Below are 19,835 nucleotides of genomic sequence, written 5' to 3'. Positions count from 1 at the left end.
GAGGCTCCAACAATGATACCTGTCATCGCGCTGGTCGGGCGCCCGAATGTGGGTAAATCCACTTTATTTAACCGCTTAACGCACACCCGTGATGCGTTAGTTGCGGATTTTCCCGGGCTAACGCGTGACCGTAAATATGGTCGTGCCGAGGTCGAGGGTCATGAGTTTATTGTTATCGATACCGGAGGTATTGATGGCACAGAAGATGGTGTAGAAACCAAGATGGCTGGCCAATCGTTACTGGCGATTGAAGAAGCTGATATCGTCTTGTTTATGGTCGATGCGCGCGCCGGGCTTATGCCTGCGGATCAGGGTATTGCTCAACATCTGCGCAGCCGTGAAAAAGCCACTTTCCTGGTTGCCAACAAAACTGACGGTATTGATCCAGATACCGCTACAGCTGATTTCTATTCATTAGGCTTGGGTGAAGTTCATGCGATCGCAGCTTCTCACGGCCGTGGTGTTACTCAGCTGATTGAAGATGTCATGGCGCCTTACATGGATGCCGAAGAACCTGAAGCTGAGCTGACAGACGAAGAAGCTAACGCGGCTTATTGGGCGGCGCAAGAAGCTGACGAAGATGAAATTCCAGCAGACGAAGAGGATGATTTTGATCCACTGAGTTTGCCAATCAAATTGGCTATCGTTGGGCGTCCTAACGTAGGTAAGTCCACACTAACTAACCGTATCCTCGGCGAAGATCGTGTGGTGGTTTATGATATGCCGGGCACCACGCGTGACAGCATTTATATTCCAATGACCCGTGATGAACGTGAATATATTCTGATTGATACCGCAGGTGTGCGTAAACGCGGCAAAATCACTGAAGCGGTTGAGAAATTCTCAGTTATTAAAACCTTGCAGGCTATTGAAGATTCCAACGTTGTGCTGTTGGTTATTGATGCCCGTGATGGTATTTCTGATCAGGATTTGTCTCTGTTAGGCTTTATTCTCAATAGTGGGCGCTCACTTGTCATTGCGGTCAATAAATGGGATGGCATGTCAGAAGAAGCCCGTGCTCAGGTTAAAGATATGCTAGACCTGCGCCTTGGCTTTGTCGATTTTGCCCGCATTCACTTTATCTCTGCACTGCATGGTAGCGGCGTCGGTAACCTGTTTGAATCCATTCAGGAAGCGTATGACTGTTCAACCAAACGAGTGGGCACTTCCTTACTGACCCGCATTATGCAAATGGCAGAAGAAGATCATCAGCCTCCGTTAGTTCGCGGTCGTCGTGTGAAGCTGAAATATGCTCACGCCGGTGGTTATAACCCGCCGATCGTGGTTATTCACGGCAACCAGGTTACTGATCTGTCGGATTCTTATAAACGCTACTTGATGAATTACTTCCGTCGTTCATTAAAAGTTATGGGTACACCTATTCGTATCCAGTTTAAAGAGGGCGAGAACCCGTTTGCGGGTAAGCGCAATACTCTGACGCCAAATCAGATGCGCAAACGTAAACGTTTGATGTCGCACTTAAAAAAAAGTAAGTAATATCAGCAAAGCGCGGGCATTCCGCGCTTTTTGCATTTTTGACGCATGAGTTATCAACGAATAGCTGTAGCAATCCACATGTTGGGCCACTTGACGGTAAACAAAAGGAGTTGAACATCAGCCATGTCTTGGGAAACCTGGAGTTTTGCATTTAGTGTCACAGTACCCAACTTATTGATGATGTTAATTGGCGTCTTATTACGGCGCTGTGGCCTGATGGATGATCGGTTCTGCGATGGCGCGACCCGTGTGGTGTTTAATCTGGCGTTGCCTTGCCTGTTGTTTTTCAGTGTTGCCACCAATCACGTCAGCTTACTGGATAACTTGCCCTTGGTTATCTATGGTGCAGTCGGTACTTTACTGACATTCCTGCTGCTTGAGATTGCCGCCAAGTGGCTGGTAAAAGATCCGCGAGAGCGTGGTGTGTTTGTGCAGGGCGGTTTCAGAGCCAATACCGCGATTGTTGGTTTGGCGTTTGCGATGACAGCCTATGGCAATGAAGGGGTTGCGCTGGGGTCGATGTACCTGACGGTAACGGTGATACTTTTTAATATGCTGTCAGTGATAACCCTGACCCGCAGCTTACAGAGTGGGCAGGGTGGTAAAATCAGTAAAGTGGCACTGCTGCGAAGTATTGTGACTAACCCATTGATTATTGGTCTGGTATGCGGTTTAGCTTATGCTCAAACCCGGTTACCTATTCCCCAGGTGATTGTCCAGACTGGTAGCTATATCTCAGCATTGGCACTGCCATTGGCATTACTCTGCACCGGCGCGAGCCTTGATTGGCATGCGATGTTCCGCTCTTCTAATGTGGCGGCATTATCCTCGGTGGCAAAACTATTCATCGTGCCAACATTGATGACCTTGGGCGGCTTGCTGATGGGGTTCCGTGGTGCAACCTTAGGTATTATTTTTCTATTTTCTGCGACCCCAACTGCCGCAGGCAGTTATGTCATGACCCGCGCGATGGGAGGAAATGCTACGCTGGCCGCAAATATCATCGCGATAACGACTGTCGGCTCATTTTTCACTACTGCGCTAGGGATTTACTTTTTGCGAGCACTGGGTGTGATGTAAGTTTTCATTAACAGGTGGAGATAATTTATGGATGCGCTATGTCCGGTTTGTCAGAAAAAAATGACGGAAGTGAGTGGCCACTTTCATTGCTCTAACTGCCATGGTAGCTATCAGCAACAGGCTGAATGCCCTGACTGCGCTCAACCGCTACAAGTATTGAAAGCGTGTGGAGCTGTTGATTATTTTTGCCAGAATGGGCATGGGCTGATTTCAAAAAGCCGCGTTCGTTTTAGTTATCTGCCGATGGCCTAATACCAATCGGCAGATCTATTGGCTGTAGCAATAATAACGGCACTTAGTTAGCGGCTTTACGCTGACGGGGCTTTTTTGCCACTTTGATTTGAGTAATTTCGCTTTCCACCCAGCCATCTTGCAGTCGGGTAGTTAGCTTGTCGCCGGTATGCACTTGCTTTGTGGTTTTGAGTAAGCTGCCCTCGGGGGTCTGCGTTACGCTGTAGCCACGGGCTAGTGTCGCCAATGGGCTGACCGCTTCCAATTGTGAACAGGCGATGCCAAAACGCTGACGATAGCCATTTAACTGGCGCTCTAATGCCTGACGCAAACGGTATTCTTGTTGTTGCACTTTCTGATTATAACGGTGGATCTGCCCTTGTGGTTGGGCTTGAACCAGCCGTTGTTGCAGCCGCTCAGTGCGCCGACCTAATAGGCGAATTTGGTTTTGCGCGCTATCTTCCAGGCGGCGCTGTAACTTCAACAGCAGTGTTTGCTGACGTGCCAATCGCAAATGTGGATGTTGCTGTTGCAGCCGATGCTCAAGGCGGGTGAATTGCTGGCTGCGCTGCGCCAGATAATAATCCATCGCCATTTCCATGCGCTGCTGCTGCCCCTGAATTTGCCGGACCAACTCTATTTGGTTGCGGCTAACCAGCTCGGCGGCGGCGGAAGGGGTCGGGGCGCGTAAATCGGCGACAAAATCCGCGATAGTGACATCAGTTTCATGGCCGACCGCACTGACAATGGGAATCCGGCTGTTAAAAATAGCGCGGGCAACCCGTTCGTCATTGAAACTCCACAAGTCCTCCAGGGAGCCACCACCTCGCCCGACAATCAATACATCACATTCACCCCGCAGATTAGCCAGTTGAATGGCTCGGACTATCTGCAATGGGGCATCAGCACCTTGTACTGCTGTCGGGTAAATAATAACCGGAAGTGAAGGATCGCGGCGTTGCAAAACTTGTAAAACATCGTGCAGAGCAGCACCACTGGATGAGGTTATCACCCCTACCTGTTTGGCTGGACTGGGCAGAGGTTGCTTGTGGCTTTGGTCGAAAAGCCCTTCAGCGGCCAGTTGCTGTTTAAGCTGTTCAAATTGCTGTTGCAACAATCCGTCGCCGGCAGGTTGCATACTTTCGGCAATTAATTGGTAGTCACCACGCGGTTCATACAGGGTAATCGATGCTCTAACCAACACTTGTTGGCCATTTTGTGGGCGAAAAGTGGTGCGACGATTGGTGTTACGAAACATCGCGCAGCGCACCTGCGCCCGATCGTCTTTTAAGGTGAAATACCAGTGACCCGACGAAGGCTGAGAGAAATTGGAAATCTCGGCAGTGAGCCAAATTTGGCCCATTTCCATTTCCAGCAGTTGTCGCACCGTCTGATTAAGGCGGCTGACGGTAAAAATTGATGACGCGGAAGATTGTGACATGTGACCTGGTTCAAATTTTAAAACAAGCACTTAATTGATCGATATTACCTGCCTCAAACCGCTTGGCAAGAAAAATAGTGAGAAAGTGCTGGAGGCAACCGATTACGCTCTGTATAATGCCACGGCAATATTTTATCTTTTTACATTCACCTTGGTGAGATATTGCCCATGCTACGTATCGCGAAAGAAGCTCTAACATTTGACGACGTTCTCCTGGTTCCAGCCCACTCCACAGTCTTGCCTAATACGGCAGAACTTGGTACTCAACTGACTGCAACTATCCGCCTGAATATTCCTATGCTGTCCGCAGCAATGGATACTGTAACCGAAGCTCGTCTGGCCATTGCGCTGGCACAAGAGGGCGGTTTAGGTTTCATCCACAAAAATATGTCCATTGAGCGCCAGGCTGAAGAAGTCAGCCGCGTGAAAAAACACGAAAGTGGCGTTGTAACTGAGCCACAGACTGTTACCCCTACTACTACTCTCCGTCAGGTTAAAGAACTGACCGCCCGTAATGGTTTCGCCGGTTATCCGGTAGTGACCGAAGATTACGAGCTGGTTGGGATCATTACCGGCCGTGATGTTCGCTTTGTCACTGATCTGGACCAACCCGTGACTGCGGTGATGACACCGAAAGAGCGTTTGGTGACGGTCAAAGAAGGCGAAGCCCGCGAAGTTGTGCTGCAAAAAATGCATGAAAAACGTGTCGAGAAAGCCTTGGTCGTTGACGATAGCTTCCATCTGCGCGGCATGATTACCGTAAAAGATTTCCAAAAAGCAGAGCGCAAGCCGAACGCCTGTAAAGACGAGCATGGCCGCCTACGTGTGGGTGCTGCTGTCGGTGCCGGTGCGGGCAATGAAGAGCGTATCGATGCTCTGGTCGCTGCTGGTGTTGATGTTTTACTCATCGACTCATCTCATGGTCATTCCGAAGGCGTTTTACAACGCATTCGCGAAACGCGCGCTAAATACCCTAACCTGCAAATCGTTGGCGGTAACGTCGCAACAGGTGCTGGGGCTAAAGCCCTGGCTGATGCCGGTGTGAGTGCAGTTAAAGTGGGTATCGGCCCTGGTTCAATCTGTACTACACGTATTGTGACTGGTGTCGGTGTGCCACAGATTACTGCGATTGCTGATGCGGTCGAAGCGCTGGAAGGTACTGGTATTCCGGTTATTGCCGATGGCGGTATTCGTTTCTCTGGCGATATTGCCAAAGCCATTGCCGCGGGTGCTTCATGTGTCATGGTCGGCTCTATGCTGGCAGGGACTGAAGAGTCTCCGGGTGAAATCGAACTGTATCAAGGCCGCTCATTCAAATCTTATCGTGGTATGGGATCACTGGGCGCGATGTCCAAAGGCTCTTCAGATCGCTATTTCCAAACCGATAATGCTGCCGATAAATTAGTACCGGAAGGTATCGAAGGGCGTGTGGCCTACAAAGGTCTGCTGAAAGAGATTGTGCATCAACAAATGGGTGGCCTGCGTTCATGTATGGGGCTGACCGGCTGCGGCACTATCAATGAGTTGCGCACCAAAGCTGAATTTGTCCGTATCAGTGGTGCTGGTATTCAAGAGAGCCATGTCCATGATGTGACTATAACTAAAGAGTCACCAAACTACCGCATGGGCTAATTTCAGGGGCTTAAACCGGCATTTGGTCATCGCTCGCTGCTCGCATTGTCATTGACTTGGTGTCAACTGCGCATGCTGTGTTGCGGGCGCTAACCAACTTCTTGGCTTCGCCGACTGGAATTATTTATGAATAATCATGATAACTATTTAATTTTATTTCTCTGTGGAATACGCCGCACATGACAAAAAATATCCATAAACATCGCATCCTTATCCTCGATTTCGGCTCGCAATACACTCAATTAGTGGCGCGCCGTGTTCGTGAGATTGGTGTCTATTGTGAACTCTGGGCGTGGGACGTGACCGAAGCCCAGATCCGTGAATTTAACCCCAGCGGCATTATTCTCTCCGGCGGCCCTGAAAGCACCACTGAACACGACAGCCCACGTGCGCCTGATTATGTGTTCACTGCCGGGGTGCCTGTGTTGGGTGTGTGCTATGGCATGCAAACCATGGCAATGCAATTGGGCGGTAAAGTAGAAAGTTCAAACCAGCGTGAATTCGGTTATGCGCAGGTTGAAATTAAAACTGATAGTGCACTTATCCGTGATATCAAAGATGCCATCAATCCAGCCGGTGAAGCGGTGTTGGATGTTTGGATGAGCCATGGCGACAAAGTTACCGCAATCCCGTCTGACTTTGTCACCGTAGCCAGCACTGATACCTGCCCGTTTGCCATTATGGCTAACGAAGAAAAACGTTTTTACGGCGTGCAGTTCCACCCTGAAGTGACACACACCAAGCAAGGTCAACGCCTGCTGGAGCGCTTTGTTCTGGATATCTGTGCTTGTGAAGCACTGTGGACTCCTGCCACCATTATTGAAGATGCTATCGTGCGTTTGCGTGAGCAAATCGGTGAAGACCACGTGATTCTTGGTCTGTCTGGTGGTGTTGACTCATCCGTGACCGCAATGCTGCTGCATCGTGCCATTGGCAAACGCCTGACTTGCGTGTTTGTTGATAACGGCCTGCTGCGTTTGAATGAAGCGGATCAGGTGTTGGAAATGTTCGGCGATAAATTCGGCCTGAATATTGTTCATGTTGCTGCTGAAGATCGTTTCCTGGCAGCACTGGCTGGTGTTGATGAGCCGGAAGCAAAACGTAAAATCATTGGTCGTGTGTTTGTTGAGTTATTTGACGAAGAAGCCTGTAAACAAGAACAAGTTAAATGGCTGGCGCAGGGCACTATCTACCCAGACGTGATTGAATCTGCTGCATCTGCCACCGGCAAAGCGCATGTGATTAAATCGCATCACAATGTGGGCGGCTTGCCGAAAGAGATGAAACTGGGCTTGGTTGAACCTCTGAAAGAGCTGTTTAAAGATGAAGTGCGTAAAATCGGCCTCGAATTGGGCCTGCCATACGACATGCTATATCGTCATCCATTCCCAGGCCCTGGTTTAGGCGTGCGCGTTCTTGGTGAAGTGAAAAAAGAATATTGTGATTTACTGCGCCGCGCGGATGCTATCTTTATCGAAGAGCTGCATAAAGCAGACCTGTACAATAAAGTCAGCCAGGCTTTCACCGTGTTCCTGCCGGTTCGCTCTGTCGGCGTGATGGGCGATGGTCGTAAATATGACTGGGTTGTTTCACTGCGTGCGGTTGAAACTATTGATTTCATGACAGCACATTGGGCGCATTTACCATACGATTTCCTGGGCCGCGTTTCAAACCGCATCATTAATGAAGTCAATGGTATTTCTCGTGTGGTTTACGATATCAGTGGTAAACCACCAGCTACGATTGAGTGGGAATAAGTTTTCCCATTAAGATATTCTTTTGAGATGTAAATGAAGCCTCCGATATTTTAGGAGGCTTTTTTTATGTTGGTTGTAAGAAAAATAGTAATTGTGTTTTTATCTTTAAATATAAATAAAAAATGAATTAATTTTCCATAGATTATTGTTTTAAGCTGTTTATGAGTGTGTGAGTATAAAAACCAATTATTACACATCGGGCCATGCCAATAAATAGCATGTTTCTGCTTACTTATTTTAAAAGGTGAAGCATGAATATCAATAATCAATTGGGTAAGGTATTTTATACATTATTTTTTATTTCATACAGTTCAATGTCCAATCATTTTGATGAGGATAATGTCTGTTTTTACTCTAATGATGGCTATACTGAAAAAGGTGATTCAAAGAAGTTCTGTGTGCCTTATTATACTGAGGATGAGTGGTTATTTAGTCAGTGGAATAATAATATATCCTCTATTAAAATACCGTTAAACCTCCAGGTCGATGTCTTTAGTGATTTTTCATTTACGGGAAAAACGGCATCGTTTTATAAAAATACCAACTCTGCTGAGCTGAAAGAATGCGGTTTAATATCCGATATAAGTTCTTATCGTGTATTACCTAAAAAACTGTACTCCAGTAATAATGGTGTCGTTTTTAACTATAACTCCAATCTGTTTCCAGAAAAGTATCTCAGCTACAGTTATTATTTAAGCCGCGGCCACAGTATTCTTTTAAGACGAAAGGAGCAGCCCATCGATATCGACAGTCAAAGTTCCTCTATCTTTTATAGCCACGCAGGGCAGATTATGACCGCATTTTCTGGACAAGGGTTTGATCGTAATATTTATTGTTTGCTTCCGGCAGATCGTAGGAAGGGTAATTTAGCTGCTGATGTGGCATTTAGCTATTGCGATATAGGAAATACAGGGCAGATTTGGTTCCCTCAAAAAATACAGGGTCAAACTGTATTGGTGAATAAAGGTACGGGTACTGCTCTGTCTTTAGATGATCAGGGCTTTTATGTGAATTTTCAGCCCCGACCCAATATGATGAATCATCTGCTTGGTCGAGGAAATCAAGGTTATAATTCTGAGGTTGAAATTAACAAAAATACAATATGGTTTGATGATTCGTACATTGAGAAGATAACGTCATCTGCGGTAAGACCTTTCCTTCAATATAAAGAGACATTGGAGTCATTAAATGAGTCCGGCCACAGAGATATCGTTGTCAGTCATTTAGATAAAATAGATGATGTTAATATTTATTTGGGCGGTGATAAAATAGGGATGCATGTGTATTACAATGCAGAGACCAAATCTTTAATTTCTTATAATAAATCGAGTGATGAACAAAAATTAAAAGAAGCATCATGTCTCTCATTAATAAATAATCCTGTGGGGCAGGGGCTGACGTTACCACTCAACTTCACCTATAATCGCAGTAGTTATAGTGACAATACTATTGAGTATCGTTGTGATAATGGTATTGCCTATAATAAATATACTCATAAGTGGAATTTTATTGCAGATAATGAACACCACTATTTAGTTAATGGGCATGAAAATAAAATTCTACATTTTTATATTAATGAAAACCAGCAGAAGATAAATTTAAGAGGGGGAGTTGTTGGTCCTAAATTGGGTGAGTATATTGGTCAGGCAATTAATTTCAGTGAACGAAAGCCGCAAGATGCAATACTTATTAATAACCAGGCCTTGGCTCATATCCTTGAGATGGAAAAAGGTGTTTGTGAATTAAGTGCCACTCACGATAAAAATAATCCCCTCTGTGGGGGGCTAAATACCCGTTGGTCGTTAACGGATTATCGGGTACTGAATACCGATCTCAGCCGTTACTACATTCCTTGGCTATTGTCACAAATCGCACATAGGTTGCATATAAATGAATGGAGTGATGAATTGGCTGCTTTCTTAAAAAAGGTTGAAGCGCTAGAGGCGCTCTTTGAAAAAAATGGAAACCAACCAGTCGATAAATCGGTATTGGAGCAAACAAAAACACTACTGATCACGTTTCTGCAGACTTATGGTTCAGATGAATACACCAAAATTTGGCATCAGGTAGCGTATGTCCTTAATCGAGTTGATGTATTAATCAAATGGGAGAATAACTAGGCAGTATGGTTACAAAGTGTGATGTATGTCACATTTAACTTTACCCTCTCATTAAGGGATGTATAATCTTGACGAATCTTTACAACTAAACTAAATGTTTAACATCTTTAATTTATAACTCACATCGCCATAAGGCGGGAAGTCCATTCGTCATTAGTCAAGATTGCCACTGCCGTTAGGTGTTCACACGGTGGTTTAGCTCGCAGTAACCCGCATCTGTTAACGCTATGCCGATAGCATGTCCATTTAGCTAACAGATGAATACTGCGCGCGTGCTCTTTTGTGGAGAAAAAACATGTCGGTAACTCGCTCTGCGATACCTCAGCTGCGCGGTATTTCGCGCCGTCGCCTGCTAGGGTATGTTGGTGTCGGGCTGGTCAGCAGCCTGATGAACCCCCTCTCTTTAGATGCTTTCGCCGCATCAACTCAAACCTCACCGCAAAATTTTGAAAGATTCATGTTGGTTTCCCGCGCACTGACGGGTAAACGCCAGCTTAATGCGCAGGTTGGTCAGCGAATCTATCAAGTATTGCTCGGTAAAATCGGTGGTTTTGACCAAAAACTGGCCTTATTACAACCGCTACCCGCTGGTGAGCCTCATCAATGGCTGCCATTACAGCAGCAGATTGCCCGGCAGATCCTGCAAGGTTGGTATGTGGGTGTCCTTGGTGAAGGAACTGATGCGGCAGTTATCAGTTATGAAAATGCGTTGATGTTCGATGCGGTATCCGATGTGTTGGTTATTCGCTCTTATTGCCCGAATAAACCCGGATACTGGGCTGCAAAGCCTGATGTCGCCTTATAATTTTGGAGAATACATTTATGGCTGACACACTCAAGGCGGATATCGTCGTCATTGGCTCGGGCGTTGCTGGCGGTTTGGTTGCGCATCAATTAGCGATGGCGGGTAAATCAGTATTGGTTTTAGAAGCAGGCCCACGCCTTTCGCGCTGGGAGATTGTGGAAAACTTCCGCAATCAGCCCGACAAATCAGACAATATGGCACCTTACCCTTCAACTTCTTATGCTCCTCATCCTGAATCTAACCCAAATAATAACTATCTGATTCAAAAAGGTGAACACCCATATGATGTGCAATATATTCGCGCGGTCGGGGGAACAACCTGGCATTGGGCGGCATCAGCCTGGCGTTTCCTGCCAAATGATTTCAAGCTAAAAACAATTTATGGCGTTGGGCGCGACTGGCCGATTGACTACGCAGCGCTGGAAAAATGGTATTTACGCGCAGAGCAGGAGTTAGGTGTTTGGGGGCCGAGTGATGAAGATCTTGGCTCACCGCGCAGTGCGCCTTATCCAATGGCACCGCTGCCACTATCGTGGAATGAACAGCGCATTAAAACCGTACTAAACAGTCACACTTTTAATGGTAGCAAATTTGATGTTGTGACCGAGCCGGTGGCGCGCAACAGCCGCCCTTATGATGGCCGTCCCACCTGTTGTGGCAACAATAACTGCATGCCAATTTGCCCGATAGGGGCGATGTATAACGCCATTACCCATGTTGAAAAAGCCGAGCTTGCAGGTGCTGTTATCCGCCCACAAGCCGTGGTTTATAAACTGGAAGTCAATGACCAACAGCAGATCACTGCCGCCCTATTTAAGGATGCGCAGGGTAATGAGCATCGCGCTGAGGGTAAGTATTTTGTGCTGGCGGCTAATGGTATTGAAACGCCAAAACTGATGCTGATGTCCACCAGTGATAAAAACCCGCTTGGTGTTGGGAATAGCTCCGATATGGTTGGGCGCAATCTGATGGATCACCCAGGCACTGGCGTGACCTTTATGGCTAATGAACCGTTGTGGCCGGGGCGCGGCCCGCAGGAAATGACCTCTTTGATTGGTTTCCGGGATGGCGCATTTCGCTCCGAATATGCGGCGAAAAAGATTCATTTATCCAACTTGTCGCGCACGGATCAGGTCACAATTGAGTTACTCAAACAGGGGGAATTGCAGCTTGGGCCTCAGTTGGATGCGAAAATCCGTGATCGGGCAGCGCGCTTTGTGCAGTTCGATAGTTTCCACGAAATCTTACCACATGTAGAAAATCGTATTATTCCCAGCCCGACCGAGAAAGATGCCATCGGTATTCCGAAACCAGAGTTTTACTATGCGATGGATGATTATGTGCGCAAAAGTGCGGTGCACACTCAGGAAGTCTATGCCGAGGCAGCCAGGTTGATGGGCGGTACGGAAGTGCAGTTCCACAATAACTTCGCCAATAATAACCATATTACTGGTACAACTATTATGGGTAATGACCCGAAAGATTCAGTGGTGGACAGTGATTGCCGTACCCATGACCACAAAAATTTGTTTATTGCCAGCAGCAGCGTGATGCCAACTGTTGGCTCCGTGAACTGTACTTTGACGATTGCCGCGCTCTCTCTTCGTATCGCTGAAACACTCAAGGCCGAGGTGTAATATGAAAAAGCAAACCTTGGGGCACTCAATGAAACACCTGTTTATCGCATTCGGATTAGCTGTCACCGGCTATGCCAGTGCGGATGACAATTTAATTGCGCGTGGTGAGTATTTGACTAAAGCCGCGGATTGTGTGGCGTGCCATACCACCAAAGAGGGTAAACCCTTTGCTGGTGGATTAGCCTTTAAAACCCCGATGGGCACCTTATATTCGCCAAATATCACACCCGATAAAGAAACCGGGATTGGCAGTTGGACGGATGAGGAGTTTTTGCGCGCATTACATGAAGGGAAAGGGAAAAATGGCGAGAATCTTTATCCTGCATTCCCTTACACCTCTTATACTTTGCTGACAGATGATGATGTTAAAGCGATTAAAGCCTATCTGTTCAGTTTGCCGGCGGTACACCAACCGAATCGCGACAATGACATGCCGTTCCCATTCAATCAGCGCTGGGGATTGTGGTTCTGGAATTTGGTGAATTTTGAGGGGCAGCGCTTCCAGCCCGATACCAGCAAGGATGCACAATGGAATCAGGGGGCTTATTTTGTTGAAGCGCTCGGGCACTGCGGTGAATGTCATACCCCACGTAATATCACTATGGGAATGAAAGATAGCAAAGCCTATTCTGGTGCCGATATTGATGGTTGGACAGCATTCAATATTACCTCAGACCCGCATGCCGGAATTGGTGGCTGGAGCCAGGAGCAGGTAGTGCAATATCTGCGTAGCGGCCATGTTGATGGTAAAGCGCAAGCTGCCGGGCCGATGGCGGAAGTGATCGAAAACAGTACCCGCCATCTGACTGACAGTGATCTGAATGCGATGGCGGTTTATTTGCGCACGCTGAAACCATTGAATCCCGATGATGAAACCAAGAGTCGCTCGGATTGGGGGCAGTCGGCAACCAGTGTTAACACCTTACGCGGCATGCCTTTCACCGCAGATAACCACACCGATGGTGCGCGTTTGTATCTGGGGAATTGCGCCAGTTGCCACAGCTTTACCGGTGAGGGGGTGAAAGACGGTTATTATCCATCATTGATGAAAAACTCGGTGGTCGGGGCATCCACACAAAATAACCTGATTAATGTGATTCTTCACGGTGTGTCGCGCAAAACCAATGATGGCGAGGTCTTTATGCCCGGTTTTGCCAACACATTAACTGATGAGCAAGTGGTGAGTTTGAGCAATTATCTGTTGCAACAGTTTGGCCAACCCACTTTGAATATCAAAGCTGAGGATGTGCAAGAGCTTCGCGGGGAATAATGCATCAAGATAAGGGAGTTAAGGCTCCCTTATGACACTTTCTTTTCATTATGCCAATGCACCGATATATTGCCGCCGTTAATTGCCACCAAAATAATTTCACCCAGAATGGAAGAGTGGAGCGATCAAATTTTTCCAGCCTAAAGCGTTCCTCTATCCAGTCAGCTAAAAGTGTCCCGGAGTGACGCCAAATACAAAGTACGCAAAAAAAGGGCGATCGCTTTCCTGATAATGACGAGTTTTGATATTCATCCTTCAATTATCCCTCCAAGGCTGTTGGGGTGATTATTGGTTTAGCTAATACATCATTGATCTTCTATCACCTGCCCGTGATAATAACAATTCTGACTCGGGGTGCCTGCCACAAATCGTGGTATAGCTGAGATATTACCCGTATTACCTGATCTGGATTATGCCAGCGTAGGGAAGTGTATATGAAGCGTATCAATGTGTTAACTATTGCCGGAACTGACCCAAGTGGTGGTGCCGGTATCCAGGCTGATCTAAAAACCTTTTCTGCATTACAAGCCTACGGCACCAGTGTTATCACCGCTTTAGTGGCGCAAAACACCCGCGGTGTGCAGTCTGTCTATCCCATCGAACCGGCTTTTGTTGCCACCCAATTAGATTCTGTTCTCAGTGATGTGCGTATCGATAGCGCTAAAATTGGCATGCTGGCAAATACCGAAATCGTCGATATTGTCGCTACGCAATTACGCCGTTATCCCATCCCGTTTGTGGTATTAGATACCGTGATGGTCGCCAAAAGCGGTGATCCATTGCTGGCACCGCAGGCAGTAGATGCAGTGCGTCGCTTACTGCTCCCACAGGTTGCTTTAATTACCCCGAATTTGCCGGAAGCCGCAGCACTGCTGGATTGCCAGCCCGCGCATAACGAGCAAGAAATGCGCGAGCAGGGGCGGGCACTGTTGGCCTTAGGCTGTCAGGGGGTATTGATGAAAGGAGGGCATTTGAGCGGCGAAGAAAGCCCGGATTGGCTGTTCACCGCTCAAGGCGAGCAGCGCTTTGTGACGAGTCGGGTTAATACCCGACATACCCACGGTACGGGTTGCACCTTATCCGCAGCACTGGCAGCATTGCGGCCTCGATATGCCAACTGGCCGGATACTGTCAGTGCGGCCAAGGATTATCTGCAAGGTGCGCTGGAGCAGGCAGATACCCTTGAGGTGGGACAGGGGATCGGGCCGGTGCATCATTTCCACCGATGGTGGTAATGCCCTTCGCCCTTGGAGGCGCAGGGGTGTTAACTGCGCTCACACACAAGAATTTGTTTTTTTATGCCAGTAAATAGCGCTGCGTCATGGCAAACATCGCGATGGCCCGCTGCAAATGATGGGCATCAAAACGGTTAAGCAGGTAACTTTCAGCCCCTTTACGCGGGCGAATGCACAGTAACAATTTCGGCTCGCCACCCTCATCTTTTATGAGATCGAACAGATAGCTGCCGATCTCTTTTTCATTTTCTCGCCAGGAAATTTGTATCGCGGGTAAGGGGTTATCGGCCGTAGGTTGCCTGACGGCAAAAAAGTAATCGCCTGCCCAGAAACCGGCATAATTGCCATCAGCTTGCAAATGTTTGGTGCGGAAAATGGGAGCCGCAGCGAGCTGGTTAATCGCATCCAATGTTATTTCTCGATGCGCTTGCTGCCACAACGGCACATCATTTTCGATTTGCCAGCAAGCCGCGCCCAGATAATCATTCAGTTCGCGCCAATCTTTATCCAGTTGCTGGCGTAAGTCCTCTTCGAGAATATTACGGTATTGCTGCATACCACTGGGTTGGTCGCCTAAAGTTTCGTAAGTTATTAGCTCCATGGTACGGGGCTTGCGGCGGAAACTCATCCATAACACCACCTTGGGAATGCGAAACTCAATTGACTGAACACTCAGCCGATAGCGATCCCCTTTGTTCAATACAAAGCCGTTGGCAGTGCCGCGCTTGTTTTGATAATTACGTATCACCACCACGCTATTTAGCCCCATCCAACCGGTGACATAATGCTCACTATCAGAATTGGCAACATCCAGATCGATGACCATTTGAACGATTTTATCGCTCTCGAGCTTATCTAGTGGATGGGCATCCCCGGCGGAGTAATACAACTTTTCGGGGGCTTCGGGTAATTCAAGGGTCAACATGGCATGGCCTTTTTCGGGAATATACTCATCATATTTCAAGCTGCAGGTGCATTGGCTGCTCTCGTTTACCGCCTTCCCGCAACTCGAATTATTTAGGGTATGGTTATCAACGTATCATCTGGTTTATAGCTTACCTCAAGCTGTCATACAGATTGCGCTATAACGAGAATTAGGATGAAAATTCGTGCTATGGATCAACTTTTTCTACAGTTGAGGGTCATAGACAGGCAAACTCATATCACGCCTGCAAATTTGTTGTATAGAAGCGAGTTCAATACCTGGCGAGTAAACCCGTCATACTTCAAGCTATTTAGAGTCTAGATTCATCAGATAATAAGGATTTTCGATAATGAAAGGTCATAAAACCCTCCATTGTCTAGTTACTGCGACGATACTCAGTGCCAGTTCCTGGGCTTTTGCGCAACCCGCGACGAATGTTGTTTCGGCGCCTGTAAGTTCAGCGCCTGTTCAATCCGCACCGGCCAAACCCCTGCCTACCACAGCAGATTTACTGCAACAGCCAGTGTATAAAAATAGCTGGCAAAAAATGGTGAAAAGCCAAAAAAACTTACCTGCTTGGGCGCGTAAAGGTATCGGGACATCCGCGCCATATGAAGTGATAAATTGGGAAGGACAGCAGTATAAAGTGGGGCGGATTTGTAAACCCCATGATTGTAGTAATAATTTTATGTGGGTTGCCTTTAGTCGGGATGAAAAACAAGTCTGGCAGGTATGGGGGATGCGGGTTTCGGTTGACGATAAACCAGAAGCGCTTGATGCCCCGAGTCAGTTCGCCACTTATCAATGGTTGGGCCGCCCGAGTGAAAGTGTTCAAGCTATGTTGAAAAAGCAGTTAGAGCAAGACCCTAACTGGCACTGATGATTGATTGTTTTCAAGGTGCAGGAAGGCGGCAAATGAGGGTAGCCCGATGAGCTTACACCAGTAAGTGATTCGGGTAAGCGAGAGCAGCCAACACACCTGCAACTTGAAAGATGACAACAAAAAATATAGCCCCAACAGATTTCAAGGTGCAGGAAGGCGGCAAATGAGGGTAGCCCGATGAGCTTACACCAGTAAGTGATTCGGGTAAGCGAGAGCAGCCAACACACCTGCAACTTGAAAGATGACGGGGATATCAGCCAACGCCGGCCTGATGTAGATCGTGCAAGTTGATAGCACCAACCAGTTTGCCATCCAGGTCAACCACCGGTGCCGCACTGATATGATGCTGATGCAGTGCTTCTAATGCTTCACCGGCACGCCATTGTTCTGGCAGTCGGAAACCTGGGCGGGTCATCGCGCGCCCGAGCGGTTGTTGCAAGGTGCCTCCTTTGACCAACCAGCGGCGCAAATCACCATCAGTGAAGACACCCACGACCCGTTGGTCAGGATCACATACCGCCACCAGACCTAATCCGGTACGGCTCAGTTCCAGCATGGCTTCCATCACGCTATCAGACTCATTCACCACCGGTAAGCGGTCACCGGTTCTCATTAGATGATGAACTCGATTAAGCAATCGCGCCCCCAAGCTGCCACCTGGGTGTGAACGCGCAAAGTCTTCTGCGTTAAAACCGCGATGACGCATGAGTGCCATTGCCAATGCATCCCCCATCATCAGGGTATTTACTGCGCTGGAGGTGGGGGCCAGTCCCATTGGGCATGCTTCATGCTCAACGCTGATATCCAGCACACAGGCCGCTCCCTGTGCCAGTGGTGATTCTAAACCGCCAGTGATGGCAATCACCGGAATGTGACTGTCTGCCAGCAAGGGCAAGATCAAATCCAATTCTTTAGCGCGGCCAGAATAAGAGATAAAAATCAATACATCTTGCGGGCCAATCATACCCAAATCACCGTGCAATGCTTCTGCTGGGTGAACGAAAAAGGATGGGGTGCCGGTACTGGCCAGCGAGGCGGCAATTTTTTTACCAATATGGCCGGATTTGCCAATACCAGAAACCACCGCTTTACCGGTGCAGGCCAACAACAATTCGCAAGCGTGGATAAAATTATTATCCAAACGTGATAACAAACGCTGGGCTTCTGTTAGCTCAATTTCCAGTGTTTCACGAGCATAGGTAAGCAGTGGATTAGTCATCTTTATCAACCAGAATGATGTTAATGCCCATTTTCTGTAGTTCCTGCAAATACTCGGCGCTAATACCTTTATCGGTAATCAGGGTATCAACGACACTTAGCGCACAAACGACATTGGGGCTTTTACGGCCAAATTTGGAAGAGTCGACCAATAAAATGATGCGACTGGCGGCGTGACACATAGCGGTACTGACATGATAAACTTCGTTAAACGTGGTAACACCGGCATTAAGATCAACACCATCTGCACCGATAAACAGTTTATCGAAACTGAACTTGTCAAAGGCAGACTCTGCCAGACTGCCATGGAAAGAAGCTGAACCTTTACGGTATGTACCGCCCGGCATCAAGATAGTCTGATCGTTATCCAACTCGACCAATTCATTGACGATATGCAAGCTGTTGGTCATCACCGTAATATTGTTGAATTTGGCCAGATGCGGCACCATTTGTAGCACAGTGCTGCCTGCATCAAAAACCAGACTATCACCGTCATTAATCAGTTTGCTGGCCGCTTTGGCGATTTGCTTTTTCTTCTCGGTATTAATATGTGTTTTACGGTCGATGGGTTGCTCAACATCGTCGCGATTTAACACCACCCCGCCGTAGGTGCGAATAACCGCGCCTTCATTTTCAAGACTGGTTAAATCTTTGCGGATTGTGGTGCCAGTGGTCGAAAAATGGGCGGCAAGTTGATCAACAGCCGTTTTACCGTGCTGCTGGAGATATTCCAGGATAGCGACTTGTCGCTGCTTTGGTTTCATAACGATTCCTGCTCAAGTATTTCCATTGCCTCTTTTTCAGGCATAACTTTCACATGAAAAAGAATAACTTTCATTGTGAAAATATCATGATTTCGGTTTAATCGCTAATGATAGTGCAGTTTGACATGCTGTATCCGTAGGGAAGATCACATCCGGGATTAAATCCTGCTGATGTAACCCATGGAGGTGCGGTAATGTGCGTGGGCGGGCAAAAACACTGATTCCTCGCATGATCATGCTGTCACTGACACGCATGTTTTCATCAAAAGCCAGCGCCATCACGACTCTGGGTTTAAACCGCCCGCCTGAACGCCCAACACCAACCGATTTACTGTGCTGGCAAAGCCGATCAAAAGCACGGTTAAAGCGATTGATTTGCCACCATCCAAGTAAGATTTGTAGTATCCAGGCGATGATGACAATGCAGATTAGTGCGGATGTAGGAGACATGATTGACCTTTTTGTCTTGGCACTGCAGCGGTGTTAGCTGCCTTTGGCAAATTGGCACCCGAACCACTGGTGCGAGTCAGTGATTCGGGCTTTGATACCAACAACTTTAAAACATCACTTGCCCGCCGGTAATATTAATTGATTGACCAGTACAATAGGCGGCTTTATCACTGGCGTAGAACAACAGGGTATTGAGTACATCTTGATAATCGCAACCACGTTTTAGTGGCACTTTATCGGTATAATATTTTTCAACTTCTTCCGGTTTGATGCCCAATTTTGCGGCGTACTGCGGTAAAAGTGACTGGAACATCGGCGATTTCAACAGATTTCCTAACATCAGCGAATGAACGGTGATGCCGTAATCGGCCAAATCCAGTGCCAGAGATTGTGTCAAACCCACACCACCAAATTTCGCTGCACTGTAACCGGAGTTGTGCTTGCTGCCCACTTTACCTGATTTGGAATTGATTTGGATGATACGACCAGCAATTCCATCACGAATCATTAGGCGGGAGAACTCACGCGCACATAAGAAGTAACCGACAAGGTTCACTTGCAGTGAGCGGTCAAAATCATCCAGAGGGAAATCAGTGATAGGTGCTGCCTTGGCAATGCCCGCGCTGTAAACCAGTAAATTGGTTTGATGGAAACGCTGATCAACTGCTTTTGCCAGCATTTGTACGCTGCTTTCATTAGTGGCATCAACCTGGAAACCTTGTGCGCTGTCTGCACCATATTCAGCATTAATCTGATCAGCCACTAACTGTGCGTTAGTGGAATTCAAGTCAGCAACGGCCACTTTATAACCTGCTTCGGCCAGACCATGGCACAAAAATGCCCCCAGAGTTTGCCCACCACCAATCACTACTGCTACTTGTTGTGACATA

The 19,835-nt window shown here is 47.5% G+C and carries 17 protein-coding genes and 1 riboswitch; of the genes, 11 read left to right on the top strand and 6 right to left on the bottom strand.

The annotated features are described in order from the left end of the window. Positions 1–12 precede the first annotated feature (12 nt). The 3 genes from der (at position 13) to FTB31_RS05395 (ending at position 2,829) form a co-directional block, all read left to right on the top strand. Positions 13–1,497: a ribosome biogenesis GTPase Der gene (der, locus tag FTB31_RS05405; RefSeq protein ID WP_019081817.1), complete on the top strand. Its 1,485-nt coding sequence runs from the start codon at positions 13–15 to the stop codon at positions 1,495–1,497. Between the two features lie 123 nt (positions 1,498–1,620). Then, entirely contained in the window at positions 1,621–2,577 is a 957-nt protein-coding gene (locus tag FTB31_RS05400) for an AEC family transporter (RefSeq protein ID WP_077173744.1), read from the top strand. A gap of 27 nt (positions 2,578–2,604) precedes the next feature. Beyond that, entirely contained in the window at positions 2,605–2,829 is a 225-nt protein-coding gene (locus FTB31_RS05395; protein WP_050076370.1) for a zinc ribbon domain-containing protein, read from the top strand. 43 nt (positions 2,830–2,872) lie between these two features. Here the strand turns inward: FTB31_RS05395 and xseA are convergent, their stop codons facing one another. Further along, the gene (gene xseA / locus FTB31_RS05390) at positions 2,873–4,249 is read right to left on the bottom strand and encodes an exodeoxyribonuclease VII large subunit (protein ID WP_227728910.1); all 1,377 of its coding nucleotides are present in this window, start codon (positions 4,247–4,249) and stop codon (positions 2,873–2,875) included. A 168-nt stretch (positions 4,250–4,417) separates the two neighbouring features. Between xseA and guaB the strand changes: the two genes are divergently transcribed. The 7 genes from guaB (at position 4,418) to thiD (ending at position 14,705) form a co-directional block, all read left to right on the top strand. Next, the gene (gene guaB, locus FTB31_RS05385; protein ID WP_005172545.1) at positions 4,418–5,881 is read left to right on the top strand and encodes an IMP dehydrogenase; all 1,464 of its coding nucleotides are present in this window, start codon (positions 4,418–4,420) and stop codon (positions 5,879–5,881) included. Between the two features lie 179 nt (positions 5,882–6,060). After that, the gene (guaA, locus tag FTB31_RS05380) at positions 6,061–7,638 is read left to right on the top strand and encodes a glutamine-hydrolyzing GMP synthase (RefSeq protein ID WP_050076369.1); all 1,578 of its coding nucleotides are present in this window, start codon (positions 6,061–6,063) and stop codon (positions 7,636–7,638) included. Positions 7,639–7,889: 251 nt separating this feature from the next. Continuing rightward, positions 7,890–9,758, top strand: a complete 1,869-nt coding sequence (locus FTB31_RS05375) for a hypothetical protein (RefSeq protein WP_227731184.1) — start codon at positions 7,890–7,892, stop codon at positions 9,756–9,758. 295 nt (positions 9,759–10,053) lie between these two features. Further along, a complete protein-coding gene (locus tag FTB31_RS05370; protein WP_050076366.1) occupies positions 10,054–10,563 on the top strand; it encodes a sugar dehydrogenase complex small subunit in 510 nt (169 codons plus the stop codon). Positions 10,564–10,580: 17 nt separating this feature from the next. Further along, positions 10,581–12,200 (top strand): GMC family oxidoreductase, encoded by a 1,620-nt coding sequence (locus tag FTB31_RS05365; RefSeq protein WP_050076365.1) that lies wholly within the window; start codon positions 10,581–10,583, stop codon positions 12,198–12,200. A gap of 1 nt (position 12,201) precedes the next feature. Beyond that, on the top strand, positions 12,202–13,470 hold the full coding sequence (locus tag FTB31_RS05360) for a cytochrome c (RefSeq protein WP_050076363.1): 1,269 nt from the start codon (positions 12,202–12,204) through the stop codon (positions 13,468–13,470). Between the two features lie 340 nt (positions 13,471–13,810). After that, positions 13,811–13,914, top strand: a riboswitch (TPP riboswitch). Next, positions 13,905–14,705: a bifunctional hydroxymethylpyrimidine kinase/phosphomethylpyrimidine kinase gene (thiD, locus tag FTB31_RS05355; RefSeq protein WP_050076362.1), complete on the top strand. Its 801-nt coding sequence runs from the start codon at positions 13,905–13,907 to the stop codon at positions 14,703–14,705. Its footprint overlaps the riboswitch before it by 10 nt. 61 nt (positions 14,706–14,766) lie before the next feature. Here thiD and FTB31_RS05350 read toward each other — a convergent pair whose 3' ends face one another. Next, the gene (locus FTB31_RS05350; RefSeq protein ID WP_227731183.1) at positions 14,767–15,630 is read right to left on the bottom strand and encodes a hypothetical protein; all 864 of its coding nucleotides are present in this window, start codon (positions 15,628–15,630) and stop codon (positions 14,767–14,769) included. Positions 15,631–15,979: 349 nt separating this feature from the next. Here FTB31_RS05350 and FTB31_RS05345 point away from each other — a divergent pair, with 349 nt between their 5' ends. Next, positions 15,980–16,510: an inhibitor of vertebrate lysozyme family protein gene (locus FTB31_RS05345; RefSeq protein ID WP_050076360.1), complete on the top strand. Its 531-nt coding sequence runs from the start codon at positions 15,980–15,982 to the stop codon at positions 16,508–16,510. A gap of 256 nt (positions 16,511–16,766) precedes the next feature. Here the strand turns inward: FTB31_RS05345 and gutQ are convergent, their stop codons facing one another. From gutQ to srlD, 4 genes are all read right to left on the bottom strand, one after another. Further along, positions 16,767–17,732, bottom strand: coding sequence for an arabinose-5-phosphate isomerase GutQ (gene gutQ, locus FTB31_RS05340; RefSeq protein WP_077173750.1), 966 nt, complete (start codon positions 17,730–17,732; stop codon positions 16,767–16,769). Then, complete coding sequence (srlR, locus tag FTB31_RS05335; protein WP_050076357.1) at positions 17,725–18,495, bottom strand: glucitol operon DNA-binding transcriptional repressor SrlR; 771 nt, start codon at positions 18,493–18,495, stop codon at positions 17,725–17,727. Before srlR ends, gutQ begins: the two co-directional genes overlap by 8 nt. A gap of 84 nt (positions 18,496–18,579) precedes the next feature. Further along, positions 18,580–18,945, bottom strand: coding sequence for a transcriptional regulator GutM (gutM, locus tag FTB31_RS05330; RefSeq protein WP_077173751.1), 366 nt, complete (start codon positions 18,943–18,945; stop codon positions 18,580–18,582). Between the two features lie 106 nt (positions 18,946–19,051). Then, positions 19,052–19,834, bottom strand: coding sequence for a sorbitol-6-phosphate dehydrogenase (gene srlD, locus FTB31_RS05325; RefSeq protein WP_050076354.1), 783 nt, complete (start codon positions 19,832–19,834; stop codon positions 19,052–19,054). Between the last annotated feature and the right edge of the window lies 1 nt (position 19,835).

Source organism: Yersinia proxima (assembly GCF_902170785.1).
Taxonomy (GTDB): domain Bacteria; phylum Pseudomonadota; class Gammaproteobacteria; order Enterobacterales; family Enterobacteriaceae; genus Yersinia; species Yersinia proxima.
This window is presented reverse-complemented; position numbering and strand designations above follow the sequence as displayed.

Coding starts and splice junctions, on each gene's coding strand:
- der (WP_019081817.1), top strand. CDS start 13: ATGATACCTGTCATCGCGCTGGTCGGGCGCCCGAATGTGGGTAAATCC.
- FTB31_RS05400 (WP_077173744.1), top strand. CDS start 1,621: ATGTCTTGGGAAACCTGGAGTTTTGCATTTAGTGTCACAGTACCCAAC.
- FTB31_RS05395 (WP_050076370.1), top strand. CDS start 2,605: ATGGATGCGCTATGTCCGGTTTGTCAGAAAAAAATGACGGAAGTGAGT.
- xseA (WP_227728910.1), bottom strand. CDS start 4,249: ATGTCACAATCTTCCGCGTCATCAATTTTTACCGTCAGCCGCCTTAAT.
- guaB (WP_005172545.1), top strand. CDS start 4,418: ATGCTACGTATCGCGAAAGAAGCTCTAACATTTGACGACGTTCTCCTG.
- guaA (WP_050076369.1), top strand. CDS start 6,061: ATGACAAAAAATATCCATAAACATCGCATCCTTATCCTCGATTTCGGC.
- FTB31_RS05375 (WP_227731184.1), top strand. CDS start 7,890: ATGAATATCAATAATCAATTGGGTAAGGTATTTTATACATTATTTTTT.
- FTB31_RS05370 (WP_050076366.1), top strand. CDS start 10,054: ATGTCGGTAACTCGCTCTGCGATACCTCAGCTGCGCGGTATTTCGCGC.
- FTB31_RS05365 (WP_050076365.1), top strand. CDS start 10,581: ATGGCTGACACACTCAAGGCGGATATCGTCGTCATTGGCTCGGGCGTT.
- FTB31_RS05360 (WP_050076363.1), top strand. CDS start 12,202: ATGAAAAAGCAAACCTTGGGGCACTCAATGAAACACCTGTTTATCGCA.
- thiD (WP_050076362.1), top strand. CDS start 13,905: ATGAAGCGTATCAATGTGTTAACTATTGCCGGAACTGACCCAAGTGGT.
- FTB31_RS05350 (WP_227731183.1), bottom strand. CDS start 15,630: ATGTTGACCCTTGAATTACCCGAAGCCCCCGAAAAGTTGTATTACTCC.
- FTB31_RS05345 (WP_050076360.1), top strand. CDS start 15,980: ATGAAAGGTCATAAAACCCTCCATTGTCTAGTTACTGCGACGATACTC.
- gutQ (WP_077173750.1), bottom strand. CDS start 17,732: ATGACTAATCCACTGCTTACCTATGCTCGTGAAACACTGGAAATTGAG.
- srlR (WP_050076357.1), bottom strand. CDS start 18,495: ATGAAACCAAAGCAGCGACAAGTCGCTATCCTGGAATATCTCCAGCAG.
- gutM (WP_077173751.1), bottom strand. CDS start 18,945: ATGTCTCCTACATCCGCACTAATCTGCATTGTCATCATCGCCTGGATA.
- srlD (WP_050076354.1), bottom strand. CDS start 19,834: ATGTCACAACAAGTAGCAGTAGTGATTGGTGGTGGGCAAACTCTGGGG.